Origin of the sequence: Algoriphagus sp. AK58 (assembly GCF_014324365.1) — a bacterium.
Classification (GTDB): Bacteria; Bacteroidota; Bacteroidia; order Cytophagales; family Cyclobacteriaceae; genus Algoriphagus.
Genome location: NZ_QEIG01000008.1, coordinates 371,226 through 388,576, shown reverse-complemented (window position 1 = coordinate 388,576; position 17,351 = coordinate 371,226). Strand labels below are relative to the sequence as shown.

General features: G+C 47.2%; 14 protein-coding genes. 9 read left to right on the top strand and 5 right to left on the bottom strand.

All coding sequences use genetic code 11. The features are described 5' to 3' along the window. Positions 1-28 precede the first annotated feature (28 nt). The 7 genes from DDT91_RS20595 to DDT91_RS08475 all read left to right on the top strand — a co-directional run bounded on the left by DDT91_RS20595 (position 29) and on the right by DDT91_RS08475 (position 7,716). Positions 29-1,807, top strand: coding sequence for a c-type cytochrome (locus DDT91_RS20595; protein ID WP_255502055.1), 1,779 nt, complete (start codon positions 29-31; stop codon positions 1,805-1,807). Between the two features lie 20 nt (positions 1,808-1,827). Next, a complete protein-coding gene (nosZ, locus tag DDT91_RS08500) occupies positions 1,828-3,786 on the top strand; it encodes a Sec-dependent nitrous-oxide reductase (RefSeq protein WP_187175749.1) in 1,959 nt (652 codons plus the stop codon). A gap of 132 nt (positions 3,787-3,918) precedes the next feature. Then, on the top strand, positions 3,919-4,488 hold the full coding sequence (locus DDT91_RS08495) for a hypothetical protein (RefSeq protein WP_187175748.1): 570 nt from the start codon (positions 3,919-3,921) through the stop codon (positions 4,486-4,488). A 51-nt stretch (positions 4,489-4,539) separates the two neighbouring features. Continuing rightward, entirely contained in the window at positions 4,540-4,974 is a 435-nt protein-coding gene (locus DDT91_RS08490) for a nitrous oxide reductase accessory protein NosL (RefSeq protein WP_187175747.1), read from the top strand. 19 nt (positions 4,975-4,993) lie between these two features. Further along, positions 4,994-6,226 carry a nitrous oxide reductase family maturation protein NosD gene (locus DDT91_RS08485; RefSeq protein ID WP_187175746.1) on the top strand — a complete coding sequence of 411 codons (1,233 nt, stop codon included), beginning with the start codon at positions 4,994-4,996 and terminating at the stop codon, positions 6,224-6,226. Then, positions 6,213-6,956 (top strand): ABC transporter ATP-binding protein, encoded by a 744-nt coding sequence (locus DDT91_RS08480; RefSeq protein ID WP_187175745.1) that lies wholly within the window; start codon positions 6,213-6,215, stop codon positions 6,954-6,956. Before DDT91_RS08485 ends, DDT91_RS08480 begins: the two co-directional genes overlap by 14 nt. Next, positions 6,949-7,716: an ABC transporter permease gene (locus tag DDT91_RS08475; protein WP_187175744.1), complete on the top strand. Its 768-nt coding sequence runs from the start codon at positions 6,949-6,951 to the stop codon at positions 7,714-7,716. Before DDT91_RS08480 ends, DDT91_RS08475 begins: the two co-directional genes overlap by 8 nt. A gap of 169 nt (positions 7,717-7,885) precedes the next feature. Here the strand turns inward: DDT91_RS08475 and DDT91_RS08470 are convergent, their stop codons facing one another. From DDT91_RS08470 to DDT91_RS08450, 5 genes are all read right to left on the bottom strand, one after another. After that, positions 7,886-8,416, bottom strand: coding sequence for an RNA polymerase sigma factor (locus DDT91_RS08470; protein WP_187175743.1), 531 nt, complete (start codon positions 8,414-8,416; stop codon positions 7,886-7,888). Positions 8,417-9,125: 709 nt separating this feature from the next. Continuing rightward, positions 9,126-11,330 carry a hypothetical protein gene (locus tag DDT91_RS08465; RefSeq protein ID WP_187175742.1) on the bottom strand — a complete coding sequence of 735 codons (2,205 nt, stop codon included), beginning with the start codon at positions 11,328-11,330 and terminating at the stop codon, positions 9,126-9,128. Between the two features lie 2 nt (positions 11,331-11,332). Further along, positions 11,333-12,532, bottom strand: a complete 1,200-nt coding sequence (locus DDT91_RS08460; RefSeq protein WP_255502054.1) for an exo-alpha-sialidase — start codon at positions 12,530-12,532, stop codon at positions 11,333-11,335. Further along, positions 12,529-13,590: a polysaccharide deacetylase family protein gene (locus DDT91_RS08455; protein ID WP_187175741.1), complete on the bottom strand. Its 1,062-nt coding sequence runs from the start codon at positions 13,588-13,590 to the stop codon at positions 12,529-12,531. The genes DDT91_RS08460 and DDT91_RS08455 overlap by 4 nt, the downstream gene beginning before the upstream one ends. A gap of 12 nt (positions 13,591-13,602) precedes the next feature. Next, entirely contained in the window at positions 13,603-14,697 is a 1,095-nt protein-coding gene (locus tag DDT91_RS08450) for an exo-alpha-sialidase (RefSeq protein WP_187175740.1), read from the bottom strand. A 176-nt stretch (positions 14,698-14,873) separates the two neighbouring features. On the opposite strand from DDT91_RS08450, the gene DDT91_RS08445 reads away from it, so the two are divergent. Together DDT91_RS08445 and DDT91_RS08440 are read left to right on the top strand one after the other, a co-directional pair. Continuing rightward, the gene (locus DDT91_RS08445) at positions 14,874-16,130 is read left to right on the top strand and encodes an MFS transporter (protein ID WP_187175739.1); all 1,257 of its coding nucleotides are present in this window, start codon (positions 14,874-14,876) and stop codon (positions 16,128-16,130) included. 3 nt (positions 16,131-16,133) lie between these two features. Continuing rightward, positions 16,134-17,315: a DNA-binding transcriptional regulator gene (locus DDT91_RS08440; RefSeq protein ID WP_187175738.1), complete on the top strand. Its 1,182-nt coding sequence runs from the start codon at positions 16,134-16,136 to the stop codon at positions 17,313-17,315. Positions 17,316-17,351: the final 36 nt, after the last annotated feature.

Sequence of the window (17,351 nt, the reverse complement as noted above, 5' to 3'; positions counted from 1 at the left end):
ATTAAAATATTCCTATCCCAGTATAGTTATGAAGGCTTTTGAACCAAATGATTTGTTTGCAAGGATATGGGTCCGATGGGCGCTGGGATTTTTTCTGGTTGCTTCCATTTTGGGACTTATCATGCGAGCCTTTCATGTGGTGGAGATACCGGTCTTGGAGTATCGGTATATTCTTCATGCTCATTCACATATTGCGCTTCTGGGGTGGGGATTTATGATGCTGATGGGTGCGATGATCTTTTCTTTGGAAGAGGTGGGTCAATACATACCCAAATACGGAAAGCTATTTGTCGCTCTCCTGATCTCTTTGATCGGCATGCTGCTGTCATTTCCTGTTCAAGGATATGGGGTCGTTAGCATCAGTTTCTCCACCTTGTTTGTGCTGGTTTCTTATGGATTCATAAGTAAACTTTGGAGTACCATTTCCCAAAAAGAGCTGACTCCTGCCTTGTGTTTGATACGCTGGTCATTGGTGGGTTACCTGATATCAACTCTTGGACTGTGGGCTCTAGGCCCGGTGACAGTCATATTTGGTAGAATGCACGAATTGTATTTCATGACCATTCAGTGGTTTTTACACTTTCAGTTGAATGGCTGGTTTGTACTCGGTACACTTGGTGTTCTCGTTTTTTTTGCAGAAAAAAGAGGTATTAAGATCTTCTTTTCTGTTATTGTTGAAAGAGTCTTGTTGGCCTCGGTGCTCCTTACTTATGCCTTGGTGATCACTTGGGCTGACCCCTCACCGGTCTTTTTTTGGATCAATTCTCTGGCTGTTTCACTTCAGGGCATAGCCTATTTGATTGTTGTTTCAAAAGTAAGTCAGGGGTTAAAGGTCATTTCCATTCCTCCTTATGCCAAAAACCTGATCTGGATAGGACTTGGAAGTTTACTGGCCAAGGCTTTATTGCAGTTGCTCTTGGTGATTCCTGAGGTGGCAGTGATTTCCTATACCATTCGAATGTATGTTATTGGCTTTCTCCACCTTGTCTTGTTGGGAGCCATGACATTTGGATTGATAGGGATTTCAATGGCAGATTCCAAACTTCCACTGTCCCTACTTTCCAGATCCGCATGGATGTTGGTCTTGGCGGGATTTCTTGGGACCGAGTTGCTCCTCTTCGGTCAGGGTACTCTGGTCTGGCTTCAGTGGGGCTACCTCTCATGGTATCACTTCGGGCTTTTTGCCTTCTCCCTGTTATTTCCTATCGGACTGGCTTTGGCTTTTGGCAGTTTGTTTCTGCCCCAAATTCATCCTAGCCCATCCTTTCTTCCTTTCCCAAATCCAAATCAACACAAATCCCAAGCTATGAAAAAAGCAATGATCTGGTCTATGGGCATCGTAGCGATGCTCCTGACCTCCTGTGGTGGTGGGGGTGAGTCTCAGACTTCCTCTACAGAATCGAGTGCCTCAGCCACTGAAGCCGCACCTCCAGAAGCTGATCCAAAAGGAATCGGTGAATTCAAAAATGTGGACCTCGGAAGCGGTATAGACGCTTCACTGGCAGACAAAGGCAAGGCGATCGTAGACATGAAATGTACCGCTTGTCACCAATTGAATGATAAGCGATTGGTGGGGCCGGGATTCCAAGGAGTGACCAACCGTCGACGTCCCGAGTGGATCATGAATATGATCACCAATGTAGATGTAATGCTGGATCAGGATCCCCAGGCTCAGAAGCTCTTGGAAGAATGCCTTACTCGGATGCCCAATCAAAACATCTCCCAAGATGATGCACGTGGCATCCTTGAATTCATGAGAAAAAATGACGAAGAAAAAGCAGGACAGCGAGATGCTGCTGCAAACTAACCCAGTAAACTAAAATCCAAATGAACACACACAAATGGCTACTTGCGGCAGGGCTGATAGCGGCGGCAATAGCACCAGGATGTAAACCCAAAGGAGCTCAAAGCGCCATCACTGGCGACGCGGCTTCCAAGGTCTATGTGGCACCCGGCCAGCACGATGAGTTTTACAATATCGTCTCCGGTGGTTTTAATGGTCAAATGTCTGTCGTAGGGCTTCCCTCCGGTAGGGTATTTAAAATCCTTCCCGTATTTTCTGTTCATCCGGAAAACGGTTGGGGATTCTCTGAGCAAACCAAGCCCATGCTCAACACCTCGCATGGATTCGTGCCTTGGGATGATTTGCACCACATTGCCATCTCTACTACCAATGCCGAGCACGATGCCCGATGGGCTTTCGGCAACGCCAATAATACCCCGCGGATTGCCCGAGTAGATTTGACTCAGTTTAAGACCGTCGAAATCATCGAATTGCCCAATTCCGCTGGCAATCACTCCTCTCCATTCTTGACCCAAAACACCGAATATGTAGTAGCAGGCACCCGTTTCTCCGTGCCTTCAGATAATACTCAAGATGTTTCCATTGATTCTTACAAGGACAATTTCAAAGGGTATATCTCCTTTATCGGTGTGGATCAGCAGACTGGCCATATGGATCTTTCTTTCCAGATTGAAGCGCCTCCGTTCAATTTTGACTTGGCACGTGCAGGTAAAAACAAGTCCCACGGCTGGTTCTTCTTCTCCACTTACAATACGGAGATGGCGCATACCCTTTTGGAGGTGAATGCTTCCCAAAAGGACAAAGATTACATCATGGCGGTCAATTGGAAAAAAGCTGAGGAGTATGTGAAAGCAGGAAAGGGAACCAAGAGAAAGGTAAAATATGCTCACAATGTATGGAATGAGGAGACCCATTCTGCCACCTCTACCATCAAAGAGGAAGTCTTGGTCCTGGATCCAAAAGAATTGAAGGATATCGTCTATTTCATTCCTTGTCCTAAATCTCCGCACGGTACAGATACCGATCCTACCGGTGAATACATCGTAGGTTCCGGTAAGCTTGCTGCAGTGATCCCCGTATTTTCTTTCACCAAAATGCTCGCTGCCATTGAGAAACAAGATTTCGAAGGTACCCTCGACGGAATGCCGGTATTAAAGTACGAGTCCGTGCTTCATGGTGAAGTCGAAAAGCCGGGATTAGGTCCTTTGCACACCGAGTTTGACGGGAAAGGTTTTGCCTACACTTCCATGTTTGTGTCTTCCGAAGTAGTGAAGTGGAATATTGAATCTCTTCAGGTAGTCGATCGAGTACCAACCTATTACTCAGTAGGTCACTTGATGATTCCAGGTGGTCCGACAGGAAAACCTCATGGCAAATACATGGTGGCTTACAACAAAATCACCAAAGACCGTTACCTGCCTACCGGACCTGAGTTGACTCAATCGGCCCAGTTATACGATATCTCTGGAGACAAAATGCAATTGCTGCTGGACTTCCCGACGATCGGTGAGCCTCACTATGCGGAAGCTTTCCCTGCGTCCTTAATCAAAGACAAGCAGGTAAAATTCTACCCGATCGAGAAAAATCAAAGTCCTTATGCACTCAAGGGAGTAAATGATGCCCGAGTGGAGCGAAAAGGCAATCAAATCCATGTGTACATGACCTCCATCCGATCCAACTTCCGTCCTGACAATATCGAAGGGGTCAATGTGGGAGATGAAGTCTACTTCCACGTGACCAATCTCGAGCAGGACTGGGATGTGCCTCACGGATTTGCCATCAAGGGAGCCAATACCGCCGAGCTATTGATCATGCCAGGTGAGACCGCTACCCTGAAGTGGGTGCCTGAAAAAGTAGGGGTGTTTCCATTCTACTGTACAGACTTCTGTTCGGCGCTACACCAAGAGATGCAGGGTTACCTGAGAGTATCTCCCAAAGGATCCAATATTCCTCTGAAATACTCCACCGGAGTTTCTGAATAAAAATTTACTCTAGAGGCTGTCGAGAATCTTGTTGTCAGCCTGAGCGGGGTCGAAGGAATGTTAACCACATTTCGACTTCGCTCCATGTGACACCAATTATTGATTGGCAGCCTCTATTTCTCCCCATTCCTCATGAAATCCCTAAGTCTTACCAACCGGATTTTGCTTTTGCTTGCCGTGTTGACGTTGATCCCAAGCTATTTCACTCCACTCTGGCAGATCAGCCTTTGGGCTCCTCAGTATCCGGAAGGCCTGAATATGAAAATATGGATCGATCACCTCAGCGGCAATGTGGACCAGATCAACGGAGTCAACCACTACATCGGCATGAAGCATATCGGAGTAGAGATGTTTCCCGAATTCACCTATCTCATCTATGTGATGGGAGCCATGATCGGTATAGGATTCCTTTTCTTTTTCATTGGGAAAAGATGGTCCCTCTACTCTTTTTTGGGCCTCTTGATACTCTTTGGCATGGCTATACTGGCAGATATGTATCGATGGGGCTATGAGTATGGACATGAGCTCGATCCCAAAGCGGCCATCAAAGTGGAAGGAATGAGCTACCAACCCCCACTGATCGGATACAAACAACTCCTTAATTTCTTGGCCTATTCCGGTCCGGATACCGGAAGCTGGATCTTGATGGGCGGGGTAGGCCTTCTGATGCTTGCTGTTTTCCTCGATTGGAAAGGAAAATGATTCTAAAAATTACCCGACGACCTAAGGACCATTAATTAACCCTCCTTTGTTATGAAACGATTACTGATTTCCCTGATTCCCGTGCTGATGTTGGCGGCATGCAGCGCTGATCCTCGACCGATTGTGCTAGGGCAGGACGCTTGCTACCACTGCAAAATGACCTTGATGGACCCAAAGTTTGGAGGCGAATTGGTCACTGAAAAAGGCAAGATTTTCATCTTCGATGATGTCAACTGCATGCTTGGATACATGGATTCTGAGGAGGGAAAAAGCCAGACTTTCAAGCATGTTCTCGTCATGGACTACCTCAATCCCGGTACCCTGATCGATGCCAATTTTGCCCATTACCTCAAGTCGCCCGAATTCAAAACCCCTATGGCTTCTGAGGTAGTCGCTTTCCCTGATTACCAACTTCTCAAAGAGTACAAAGCGAAAAATGGTGGCGTGTACCTCGCTTGGGGCGAACTCACCACCCAGTTTAAGTAATGCCTAAACTCTAAAAGTCATGAACCGACTGATCATTTTCATCCTAATCCTAACCTTCAGGGGATTTTCTGCGGAAGCAGCCAAGATCATCCTTAAGCCCGGCCAATCCATCCAAGCTGCGGTAGATGGGGCTGTGGCAGGTGATACGCTGATATTTTCTCCGGGGGTTTATACAGCATCAGCTGTTACGATCCGAAAGCCTTTGAGCCTGATTGGGGAAAATTACCCTGTGGTGGATGGGGAAAATAAGGGGAATATTTTCCTGGTGGCCGCCGAAAATGTCCTCGTGAGAGGGTTGAAATTTATCCGAACCGGTAAGTCTAACATGGACGACTCTGCGGCGATCAAATTCTTTGATTCCAAAAACTGCACGGTCGAAAACAATATCCTGGAGGATGCTTTTTTTGGTCTTCATTTTTCCAATTCCTCCAAGCTTACTATCCGAAATAATAAAGTCAAAGCATCCGCTACGCGAGAATTCGAAGTTGGCAATGGGATTCATCTCTGGAAATGCAAGGACAACTTGATTGAGAAAAATGAGGTTTCCGGGCATCGAGATGGGATTTACCTAGAGTTTGTGACCAATTCCCTCGCAAAAGAAAACCTCATTCAAGGCAATATGCGCTATGGCTTGCACTTCATGTTTTCGCATGACAATACCTACCTGAGAAACACCTTCAAAAGAAACGGGGCAGGCGTGGCAGTCATGTACACCAAAAACGTGACCATGCAAGAAAACCGATTCGAAGAAAATTGGGGAAGCAGCGCCTATGGCATCCTGCTCAAGGATATCTCTGACAGTAAAGTGATCGGCAATATCTTCCGGAAAAATACCGTAGGTATCTATATGGAGGGCAGCAGTCGGATCCAGTTTAAAGAAAACAACTTCAAGGAAAACGGCTGGGCACTAAAGCTCATGGCGAGTTGTGACCAAAACCTTTTCCAGGCCAACAACTTCTCCGGAAACACCTTTGACATCAGTACCAATGGCAACACCGTGCTCAATGAGCTCAAAGAAAACTATTGGGACAAATACGAGGGCTACGACCTAAACCGCGACAAAATCGGAGATGTGCCTTACCGTCCCATCAACCTATATAGCATGATCGTTGAGAAAATCCCAGCATCGGTGATGCTATGGAGAAGCTTTATGGTGACCCTTTTGGACAGGATGGAAAAAATCCTGCCTACGATGACCCCCAACGAAATGATTGACCACTCCCCCAAAATGCGACCTTATGATTTCGGTTAAAAACATATCCAAAAAGTTTGGCAAGCTGCAGGTGCTGAAGGAATTCAACCTGGAGTTTGAGCTTGGAAACAGTTATGCGCTCATGGGCCCCAATGGATCGGGAAAAACCACGCTAATCAAAACCATCCTGGGCATGGTGATACCAGACAGTGGGGACATTACCGTGGGCAGTCAATCCATCAAGGGCGATGTGAGGTATCGTAAGCAGATTGGCTATATGCCACAGATCGGGCATTATCCTGCCAATATGAAAATCGGACAGCTTTTCTCCATGATGAAAGACATGCGTCCCGAGATCAAAGAGTACGATCTGGAACTGGTGGAGGCTTTTGAGCTTGACCAAATGAAAGACAAGTCCATGGGGACCCTTTCCGGAGGGACTCGACAAAAAGTCTCCGCTGCCTTGGCTTTCCTGTTCAATCCGGAGATCCTGATTTTGGATGAACCCACTGCCGGATTAGATCCAATTGCGGTAGAAGTGCTTAAGGCTAAGATTAAAAAAGAGCGGGAGGAAGGAAAGTTGATCCTGATTACTTCCCATATCCTGAGTGATCTCGAGGAGCTGACCAATCGGGCAATTTACATCTACGAAGGAGAGGTCTTTTTCTCCGATACCATCGAGGAGTTGAAGGAAATCACCGGAGAGAGCAAGTTTTCCCCTGCCATCGCCAAACTGATGCAGTGGACCCTAAAAAAAAAGTCAAGTAAACCACTTCTGAGCCATGTTTAAGTTACTCAAGTACGCGCTTTACGATATTCTGAAATCCCGCTTTGCGATCATCTACACGGTGTTTTTGGCGTTGGTGGCGATTTCGATTTACCAGGTTTCGGATGACCTGAGCAAGGTGTCGCTCAGTCTGATGAATATCATGATCCTGTTTATTCCGCTGATTGCGGCTGTCTTTGCCACTACCCATTTTTACAACAACCTGGAGTTTATCGAGCTCATGCTTGCCCAGCCGGTGAAGCGGATTCATGTGTTTCTGAGTCAGTTGTTTGCCGTAGTGATCATGCTGAGCTTATCAATTTTGCTGGGATTTGGGCTTCCCATGTTGCTGTGGGGGGCGGATGGCAGCTTGCTTACTCTGCTTGCCGTGGGCGTGGTGCTGAGTTCGGTGTTTGCAGGATTTGCTTTCTTGGCGAGTGTGCTCACCAGAGACAAAGCCAAGGCTATCGGAATCAGCTTGGCGCTATGGATTTATTTCTCGCTGGTCTATGACGGACTGGTTTTGTATGTGATTTACAGCTTTGCGGATTATCCTTTGGAGAAAACTACCTTGGCACTGGTGATGCTCAATCCGGTGGATTTGGGTAGGATTCTGATGCTGATGCAGTTGGATATATCCGCTTTGATGGGCTATACCGGAGCGTTTTTCCAGCAGTTTTTCTCCAGCGGCTTGGGGATATTGATTGCTGTCGGAGCGCTGCTTATCTGGATGTTATTTCCGAATTTTCTGGCGATGAGAGTATTTAAGAAAAGGGATTTTTGATGGTTTGTTTGACCATTGAGAAGGTTTAAGGAATGAAGAGTCTTTCAGATCCGCAAGCCCAGTGAAAGGTTCAAAATGATTGTTCCCTACTTAGGATACAAAAAATCTTCTGGTTTCTGGAGGCCTCAACTTCCTAAATTTTTCCAAGCTTAATCGCCAGAGAAAAACATCAGGAAAGCCGATCGCGAAGATTAATCCTTGCTTTGATCAGGTGGTTTTTGACGGTGTTTTTTGAAATTCCCAATTCTTCGGCGATTTCCTGATAGGATTTATCCTCGAAGTAGGAGAGTTCCAATACTTTTTTTCGTTGGTACGGGAGTGTGTCCACCGCCGATTCCAGTCGTTGGAAAATCATTTCTTCGGCGGCCATTTCCTCGCCGTTTCTGTCCTCAATCCGGTTTTTATAAAAACTCTCCAATCGTTCCCGATCCCGCTTCAATCGCTTGAAGTAATCGATGACCTCATTTTTGGTAATAGTAAAAATGTAGGACTGCACCCGGTCAGCTGATTCGAGTTCACAGCGTTTTCGGAAGATTTTCAAAAATACTTCATGGAAGATCCCTTCGGATTCGAAGGGGTCTTTGACCATCGAAAGGATAAAACGCAATACGGGCTTCTTATAAAGGGAGTAAAACGCATCAACGGCGTGTTTTTCTCCATTTTTGAAGTCTTGGAGGAGGATAGGATCTGACAAATTCATAGTGCTGGGCTGGATTGGCAGTAGAAATTTTGAAAAAATCAGCCCAAGTTTTTACGCTAATTGCGAATAAAAATCCTCGATTTGCGAAAATCTTTTAAATGGTGAGTTAATTCTAGATGGTTCAAAATGAATAGATTACGTCAATATCAATTCTCCATAAAATTTGGGTGAAAATTGACTAAGATTCCTTTACTTTTCTTTAAAAAATTCAACAAATGAGGCTGAAGTTTACCAAATTGTAAATAGGAGAATTTAACTGGGAGTGCCTGCTTAAAAACATAGAGGTTTCTGCTGTCCTGCTTCTTCAGAAGCAGGATCCTCAACTAGGACTAATTTCTAAAGTAAAATGCACTGATTCTCCAAAAGCTGGATTTCCCGGTTGGATACTGTCTAATCGGTAATTTCTTAGCTTATCAAAACCAGGATCAGCTCAAATCAATTGGGTAAAGGCGAGTTTGTGAACTGAGGAAGGGCATCAACCCATGTTCTTTCCCCTCGAGCCAAATATTTCTAAATCCGGAATTCCAATTATGAATATACGGATCTTTGCCAGTAGCTTATTTTGAAGGTCAAATGAACTGGTAAATGTCAATTCTTTGACTTCTTCGGTCTTTCGTCATCAGTCTTCCAGCACAATATCAAGGGAATATTCATCTACTGGCAGAATAGCGTATAATCCGAATTACAATTCCGAGATCATGTCCTCCCTCTATTCAATCACTCCCAAATACCTGCCCATCCAGTATGGCAGTAGCCAAATGTCGCCGGCACTGTATACGCTGAGTCCCTGACTTCCTCCGTCAAGGGTAAACCGATTGGCATTGTGCTTCATGATCCGGGTTTCGGAGGGAGGCAAAACGGTTTCCGTAGACTGTCTACGGAAATTAGCCGGAAGGGTCACGATGTCTTTGCGGTGGCTGTTTTGGGTATTCCAGCTGATCAAGTCGATGGGGTGACGCTCCAAGAACCAAATGGAGGGCTCCAAGTCAAAGTTTTCTGGTTGTACCAGAGCCGTGAAAATATTCCAAAGGGCTTCTTTTTCCGGTCTTTCTGCCTCCCAGTGGTCCAAAATGGACTTTTTGAACTGCGCTTTCAGTTCCGGAGTAAACGCATATCGATACAGTCCCCAATATCCCAAGAAGTACATTTCGTCATCGGAATGATTCCAGGATTCGGAGAGCATTTTGCTCCAGTCATCGCTTCCGTCCCCGGCCTGTCCGATGACTGACATGGGGCGCATCAGGTTTTCCAAGTAGCCGTGCTTTTCCATCAGCTCGAAGGCCTTGTCTTTATACACTTGCTTACCGGTGAAGTGAAAGGCCGTCTGAAGCATGGCAATGATATTGGAGGAATTCAGCTTACGATCCCCCACTTGCTCGGGAAATCCATTGACATAGTCTGGATGCCACTTGCCCCAAAGCGTAGGTTTCCCATCGTAGTCGATCAGGTACAGGTCATTTTTGACGATGTGGTTCATGAGTGCGTCGAGAAGCTCAATAGACTTGGCCTTGATCCAGGGATCATCGACGATCTCTGCCAGGACTCCAAATACAAACACATGTCCGATGGCTTCATCGCTGCTGGTAGTGGCTTTCCAGTCCCATTCCGGATCTGAGGCATGTTGCCAGCGATCGGGATCCGATAGTTGGTTGATGTAGCCACTTCTCTCGAAAGATCGGGAAGGAAAACCCTCGACCGGATTGATGGTGTAGAGCCGCTCCATGGCCAAAAGCGATTCTTTGCAATTGGCCAAAGCTTCAGGATCTTGGGTTACTGCATATCGGAATGCCTGTCCACCCAAATACATGGCGGTCCAAAGTCCGTCGTTGTCGGAATCTTTGAGCCGGCCCGTGCTGATATTTCCCTTTTCAGCGAGTTGGAGGGAGGCGTTAAACCCGTTTCGGATATGCATTTTTCGGACTTGGGCTTCGAGTATTTCTGCTTTTTGTGCCAAAGTCATCTTCTCAAACACCAGGGTGGAAAGCCCTTTTTCAGTCAGCACATGGACCCTATTTTTGTCCAAAGCCAAATCCCGTACTTCCTCTCCCGGTATCCATCGGTCTCCGAAATAGTAGGAAACCGTGCCTTTTTCATCCAATCGGAATACTCCCTTTTTGCTCCCAAACCAATAATCTGACCCATTGACCTCCACTGCTGTGATTTCGGTCCAAGGGAGTTTGGTCTGAAGTCCAGAGGCTTGATTGGTAGATAGATTCAGGGTGAAAAATCCGTTTTCAGTCCCGATTACGGCCAAGTCTTTTTGAGTGTCCAAGGCAAAAGCTTTTAGTTTTTCTCCTTTGGCGATTGGTGAAATTTGGGTTCCTCCTGGTGAATAGGATGAAATGCCTGAAGCTTGCAAGAGCAAAAACCGATTTCTTTTGGAATCAAACCGGAGGTCCAAAATCGGCTCAGAAATGGAGATGGCTGAGGTCTTTTGTCCTTTTTTGAGGTATTGAAGTTGATTTGGACTGACGACTACAAAATCCATCTCTTTTCCTCCAGTCAGTGCATAAGGATTTTTCAGATCGTGCATCAAATACAGATCACCTGCCCAGGCATTGCTGAGGACGGCCTTATCGTCCAAGTAGACCAGTTGATCTTCATGCTGGATGATGGCAAGGATGTTTTTGTCTTTCATCGGGAGGTAGCTTTGATCAGCGACCAAAATGCCATCTTGCTGAAATGCTCCAAATGCAGGACGGAGCAACTTCCCTTTTTCCAAAACCTGAATCGTCCCATTGCGATCAACCGCCAGGCTAAACCGCTCTTTTGCCTCATTGTCGCCCACATATTTCACAGCATAATCCTGTTGAAATACCCGGTCACGATGTACTTGCTTGGCTGTTTGGCCGTGAACAAAAAGCGGTAAAAAGAAGCATCCTAGGAGTAGTCTGACGCAGGTGTTGAATAGCATGATTATCGGATTTTTTGAGGATCGAGTTGAAGGTATTGGATGGTCTTAGCGGAGGGAAAATGCCTGGAATAACTCAGGTGCACTTTGCCCGAACTGTCTTGAATCAGGCTTGGATAGGAGAAGCCCCCCTTTTTCTCCGGATCATCTTCCAAATACCGGGGATTGGACCAGGTTTGTCCTTCGTCTGAAGAAATCCAAAGTGCCAAGCGATAGCGCCCATCATGCAGGTCATTGCCGACCATCCACCAGCGACCATCCTGCAATACTGCTAGTTCCACACTGGCAGTGTTGGGAAAAGAAGTCTTTTGAGCAGCGGACCAGGAGATGCCCCTGTCTTTGGAAATGCTTTGCTGAATCCTCGTAGGAGAATCCCCTGAATCCCGCATCATGGCGACGATGTCCCCGTTTTTCCGTTGGGCCAAAGCCGGTTGGATAGGGCCTTTCCCTACCACAGGCTTGCTGGGTTTCCAGGTATTTCCTTCATCTTCGGAGATGGCCATCAGGGAAAAGTTGAACCCATCAGAATAAAGGGGAAGAATGATCTTTCCTTCGGCAATCAATGGCTTGATCCGGGTCATCCAGCCGATGCTTCTCTTTTTGGAATCGGTGATGGCTTCGAGAATCAGGTTTTCGTAGGAAGGGGCGTATTCTGACCAGCCTTGATGGGAGTCGGGAAGTTCTTTCATCCGGATTTTTACCTCTTCGACAAACTCCTCTCCAGGCTGGAGTAAAATATTGTCCTGCCAATGCCAGCGAGGCGCCCCGGGATTTTGGAAGTCGGTACTTCTCCGAACCCGCAATACCGAATGCTCCCATCGGTTGCCCAGGACAGCGATCCAGACGAGGAACAATTCATTTTTTTGATTGAGAAAAAGCACCGGGTTGCAGTCGGGGACATCAGGAGTGTCTGCCATAAGAAAAGGCGCTGACCAAGTGTCGGCATTTTTGCTTTTCCGGGCCCCCATGAGCTTGACGTCATTGGCGGTGCGCTCACCCGATCCTTGAAACCAAACCGCGAGTAAATCTCCGTTTGGCAAGGCCGCTAAACTGCTGCCATGCACATGCTGCGTTTGAGGAGGGAAAATCTCCTGTCGAACCTCAGCAGGAAGGATAGTGGTCTGGGCGAGCACAGGGCCAGCCCAGCACCACATCACCAATCTACCTATCCAGCTACGAATCGGTGTCTTTAATCTATTTTTCATGGTTGAATGAGTCTTTTTCTTCGCTCCATCACTTCCCTCCAAGTGGTCAGGATGATTCCTTCTTTTTCGATATAGGATTTCAACTCCGGATCGGTCATCGCAAGCAGGTCCCCGTATCGGGAGTCTCCGGATCCGGAAATCCTTTTGAAAAAGTCTGAGTACTCGATGCTGTGAATGATGATCATCGCCAAACCGGGCTCCATTTTTTCCAAAATCCGCTTAAACTGGTTGACCTTGTATTGCCCCAGTTCCTCATGGGAGTGGGCGTGGTCCGGCTTCCAATCTCCGCTGATGGTATGAAGGTCATCCAATACGGGTAGGCCCTTTTCCCAGATTTGCTTTCCCAGCGCTTGGCTTTTGAGGAGGATTTCAGGTTTGGGGATGGGCATACCGTCGTGGTATTTTCCTTCTGCTTTGAGTTTTTTGATGATGGGGGCTGTCATACTTTCCTCCAAAAGGACATTGTTGCCTCCGGGAAACATCACCGGGATGTCGTACTCCACACCGACTTGGATGTATTTCTCCAAAAATTTATCATGGGCAAAGAGTGTCCCCATGTGCGAATCGAGATGTGTGGGCTTCAGTCCAAGACCCAATGCCCTGTCGATTTGAGCTTTGAGTTCGATGTAAACTTCCTCTGGGCTTGCATGCTGGACGACTTGCTCCACGGTGTGCCAAAACGCACCGTCCGGGTCATGGAGTCCGGGAACCAATTGCTTTCCAGCCAAAGGCTCCCAACGGTAAGTTTTCCATTCGGAAGTCAGGACGAGGTGAAGGCCTAAGTCCCATTCCGGATGCGCTTTGGCCTGATGGATAAAATTTGCAGCCCAAGGACAAGGCATCATGATGCTGCAGGAAGTGGCAATTCCAAAATCCAATGATTGCATGGTCCCTTGGTTGGACTCATAGGACATGCCTGCATCATCCACATGAAAGATGACCACTTTTTTGCCCTTGGGATACCCTAGCTTTTCGGCATAGGTTTGCCCAAGAGCTGGGCTGGAGCTTGTCCAGAAAAAAACAATTATACATAGACTTAGAAAAATAGACTTTCTCATTCTCGGCCTTGGTTATTGCAGTCCTTCGATTTTCACTTTGCCAAATGCCACCTTTTTACGGTTCCAGGTATAGGTGTACACCAAGTGGTCCCCATCCAAAATCAGGGAGGGATAGGAAAATTCTCCGTCAGGATCGGGAGTCTCTTCCACCGTGTGACGGACAGGCCAAGTTTTTCCGTTGTCCAAGGAAACGGCCAGTTCAATGATGTTTCGGTCGCCCCAATTGCCTTCGACCGGATTGTAGAGGAGCGCGATTTTTTCTCCGCCGAGATGAGCGACTTCGATCGCACTGTTATTATTAGGTAGGTCAGTGAGGTACACCGGTGCCCAGGTTTTTCCTCCGTCATTGGAGTCGGTACGGGCGATTTTTCCGGCAGAGCTTCGAAGGAGAAGGTGGATTTTTCCCGGTGAAGATTCCCAGGCAGTAGGTTGAATGATTCCTTCCTCAGGAATCAGATTACGGTCGATATCGAAGTAGGGAGTTCGCTCCCAAGTTTTTCCTTGGTCCTTGCTGAGGTCCACAAAGGCATTCCATACTTTATTTAACTCATGGGAAGCGGGAGCCAGCCACGTGCCGTCCGAAAGAATCGTCAGGTGATTACGCACGGGACCTCGTCCTCCTTTGTCACCGGGAACAAGTTCGGTGGTGCTGGACCAGGTTTCGCCTCCATCTTCCGAATATTGAATCCAAGTTTCCCAGTGGTCGATTTCTTTTCCGACTTTGAAGAAAAGCACGATTTTGCCATTCTCATCCCGATGAAGGACCGGATTCCAATGCGGATCATTGCGGACTTTGGCTACCACCCGAGGTTCAGACCAGGTAGTGCCGTCACCTTTGGACAACCAGATTCCCACGTCGTCGTGCTTTTCATAAGATCCTCCAAACCACGCGACGAGATAAGTGCCATTTCCCAGGGATTCAACGGTGGAAGCATGTGCCTGAGCAAAGCCCGGATGGGAATCGAAGATCATGCTTCGGCTTACCTCCTGAAGGGTGACAGTAGGTGCGTTAGCGTTGGATTCGGAATCTGTCTTGGGGGAGGAGCAAGCGATCAGCAAGCTGGTGAGAATGATCGAAACTGAGGTCAGGTACCTGTTTGTACGCATGTCAAATGGGGAAATAAATGTGGTTTGTCTGGAATATTACCTGATTGTTTCCAAATCAGGCTATTCTTTTGTCGAAATTTTATTTTGTTGCTAAAAATCGAATCTCAAGCCCGAACAGGATTTTTTTCCTTTCGGGCTTTTGTATATTGACGGGGTACACCCTCAATCCCAGCACGATGAAGCAACGAACCCTGATCCTCCTATTGATTTTCCTGATATTTTTCGTCATTTCCCTGATGTCAAATATCCTTGGGCCAATCATTCCGGATCTGATATCGAGTTTCTCGCTGAGTATGGGATTAGCGGGTTTTTTGCCGTTCTCTTTTTTTGTGGCGTATGGCGTGATGTCTTTGCCCTCCGGTCTATTGGTGGAGAAGTATCGGGAAAAGCGGATCCTCCTGCTGGCGTTTTTTCTGGGAGCTTTGGGCGCTTTGGTTTTTGCACTGAATCCTAAATTCCAGTTTGCTTTGATTTCGCTTTTTATCATCGGTGTCGGGATGGCGATGCTGCAGGTGGTGATCAATCCTCTTCTTCGGGTTGCGGGAGGGGAGGAGCATTTTGCATTCAATTCCGTGTTGGGGCAGCTGGCTTTTGGGGCTGCGTCTTTCATGAGCCCTTGGTTGTATAGCTATCTGGTGCAGAATCTTTTTTCAGGGAATGACTTCTTTATGATCCGAATCCTGGAAAAATGGGTGCCCGAATCTATGCCTTGGGTGTCGGTCTATTTCCTTTTTGCGGTGATTGCCTTGCTGATGTTTTTGGTGATTACGCGGGTGAAATTTCCCGAGGTGGAGTTGAAATCCGATGAAAAAGTCGACTTAGGCCGAGACTTGGGCCGATTACTGAGTCGAGGGAAAGTCTGGCTGTTTTTCTTGGGAGTCTTTTGCTATGTGGGGACAGAACAGGGGATCGCCAATTGGGTCAGTCAGTATTTGCAGGACTATCATGGCGTGGATCCTGCTACCACCGGAGCTCAGGTGATTTCCTATTTCTGGGGATTGCTGACGGTGGGATGTTTGTTGGGCTTGGTCCTGCTTAAATTGATGGACAGCAAGCGGGTTTTGATGATTTTCACACTGGGTGCCATGGTGTGTTTGGGCATGGGCTTGCTTGGTTCGGGAGATGCGGTATTGGTGGCCTATGCCTTGAGTGGCTTTTTCCTTTCGGTGATGTGGTCGATTTTGATTTCCCTTGCCCTCAATTCGGTCGATTTTGCACATGGGACTTTGGCCGGGATTCTGTGTTCAGGGATCATGGGAGGTGCGGTCATGCCCTTGATTGTAGGTGGTCTGGCTGATTGGATGGGCTTGCAGTCGGCGATGTTCTTTTTGTTTTTGCCATTGGCTTACATTTTCTCGGTAGGCATCTGGGCCAAACCCTTGGTCAGCAATGCGCGGGTCAACTCTTTGAAGGATCCCTTTTCTGCCAAATAAGTCATGTACAAGATCATTTTGCTCTTGGATTTTGCCGAAGAATACAGCAAGTGCCTGCTGAAGGGGATCAGTAAATATTCCGCTGAACATGGACATTGGAGTTTTTGTCGAATGCCTTTGTACTATCGGGAGACACTGGGGGCCAAAGGAATTTTGAACTGGGCCAAGGACTGGAAGGCGCATGGAATCATCGGGCAGCTGTACAATGAGATGGAGAATGATCTGTATCAATCTCCCATTCCGGTGATCGCACAGGATTTCAAGGAGCGGTTCAGATTTATTCCCAATATCACCGGGCAATATCGGGAGACAGGCAAGCTCGGTGCGGAGTATTTTTTGAACAAAGGGTACACCCAATTTGCCTTTTATGGATTCAACAACATCGTCTGGTCCCGTGAACGGGCAGAGGGATTTGAATCCGCAGTGAATCAGGCGGGATTTCATGTGCACTATTTTGAGCATAAAAAAGCCCGCTCCACTGATATCTGGTACTACAAAAGCAACTCACTCAGCAAATGGCTGAAAAGTCTGCCCAAGCCCATCGCGCTGATGGCCTGTGATGATAATCAGGGGGTTCATATCACCGAAGCCTGCAAGCAAAACAATATCCGTGTGCCTCAGGAGGTGGCTGTTTTGGGAGTGGATAATGATGTCATGCTCTGTGAACTTTCCGATCCACCGCTGTCGAGCATCGAATTGGATATCGAGCGGGCGGGCTACGATACGGCTCGGGCGATGGACTTGATGATCACCGGAAGGGCCAAGTTTTACCGGGATATTTTGGTGCCTCCCCTGAAGGTGGTCACACGAAACTCCACCGATATCTATGCCTCTCAGGATGACTATGTAGCTACCGTGTTGGATTTTATCCATAAAAATATCGACCAAAATCTCCTCGTAGATCATATCGTAAAAGAGGTTCCGATGTCAAGGAGGTCCCTGGAAAAACGATTTGTGGAGGTGACGGGGCTTCCCATCTACAAGTACATTTTTAAGCTGCGGATCGAAAAGCTGGCCCAGAGACTGGTCAGCAGTGAGTTGTCGGTATTCGAAATTGCATTGGAAATGGGTCTTTCTGACAGTAAAAATATTGCCCGTCAGTTTAGACAGGTGATGGGATGCACTCCCTTGGAGTATCGAAGGAGATTTGTGGAGAAAGCCAAGGCAGATAAAATGTTTAAGTAGTCTCTTTTTGGGTCGGGGAGGTAACTACCAATAAAC

Bases quoted from the DNA above. Each gene is read 5' to 3' on its own strand.
- DDT91_RS08490 (WP_187175747.1), top strand. From the start codon at position 4,540: ATGAAACGATTACTGATTTCCCTGATTCCCGTGCTGATGTTGGCGGCA.
- DDT91_RS08440 (WP_187175738.1), top strand. From the start codon at position 16,134: ATGTACAAGATCATTTTGCTCTTGGATTTTGCCGAAGAATACAGCAAG.
- DDT91_RS08460 (WP_255502054.1), bottom strand. From the start codon at position 12,532: ATGAAAAATAGATTAAAGACACCGATTCGTAGCTGGATAGGTAGATTG.
- DDT91_RS08470 (WP_187175743.1), bottom strand. From the start codon at position 8,416: ATGAATTTGTCAGATCCTATCCTCCTCCAAGACTTCAAAAATGGAGAA.
- DDT91_RS20595 (WP_255502055.1), top strand. From the start codon at position 29: ATGAAGGCTTTTGAACCAAATGATTTGTTTGCAAGGATATGGGTCCGA.
- DDT91_RS08455 (WP_187175741.1), bottom strand. From the start codon at position 13,590: ATGAGAAAGTCTATTTTTCTAAGTCTATGTATAATTGTTTTTTTCTGG.
- nosZ (WP_187175749.1), top strand. From the start codon at position 1,828: ATGAACACACACAAATGGCTACTTGCGGCAGGGCTGATAGCGGCGGCA.
- DDT91_RS08465 (WP_187175742.1), bottom strand. From the start codon at position 11,330: ATGCTATTCAACACCTGCGTCAGACTACTCCTAGGATGCTTCTTTTTA.
- DDT91_RS08475 (WP_187175744.1), top strand. From the start codon at position 6,949: ATGTTTAAGTTACTCAAGTACGCGCTTTACGATATTCTGAAATCCCGC.
- DDT91_RS08480 (WP_187175745.1), top strand. From the start codon at position 6,213: ATGATTTCGGTTAAAAACATATCCAAAAAGTTTGGCAAGCTGCAGGTG.
- DDT91_RS08485 (WP_187175746.1), top strand. From the start codon at position 4,994: ATGAACCGACTGATCATTTTCATCCTAATCCTAACCTTCAGGGGATTT.
- DDT91_RS08445 (WP_187175739.1), top strand. From the start codon at position 14,874: ATGAAGCAACGAACCCTGATCCTCCTATTGATTTTCCTGATATTTTTC.
- DDT91_RS08495 (WP_187175748.1), top strand. From the start codon at position 3,919: ATGAAATCCCTAAGTCTTACCAACCGGATTTTGCTTTTGCTTGCCGTG.
- DDT91_RS08450 (WP_187175740.1), bottom strand. From the start codon at position 14,697: ATGCGTACAAACAGGTACCTGACCTCAGTTTCGATCATTCTCACCAGC.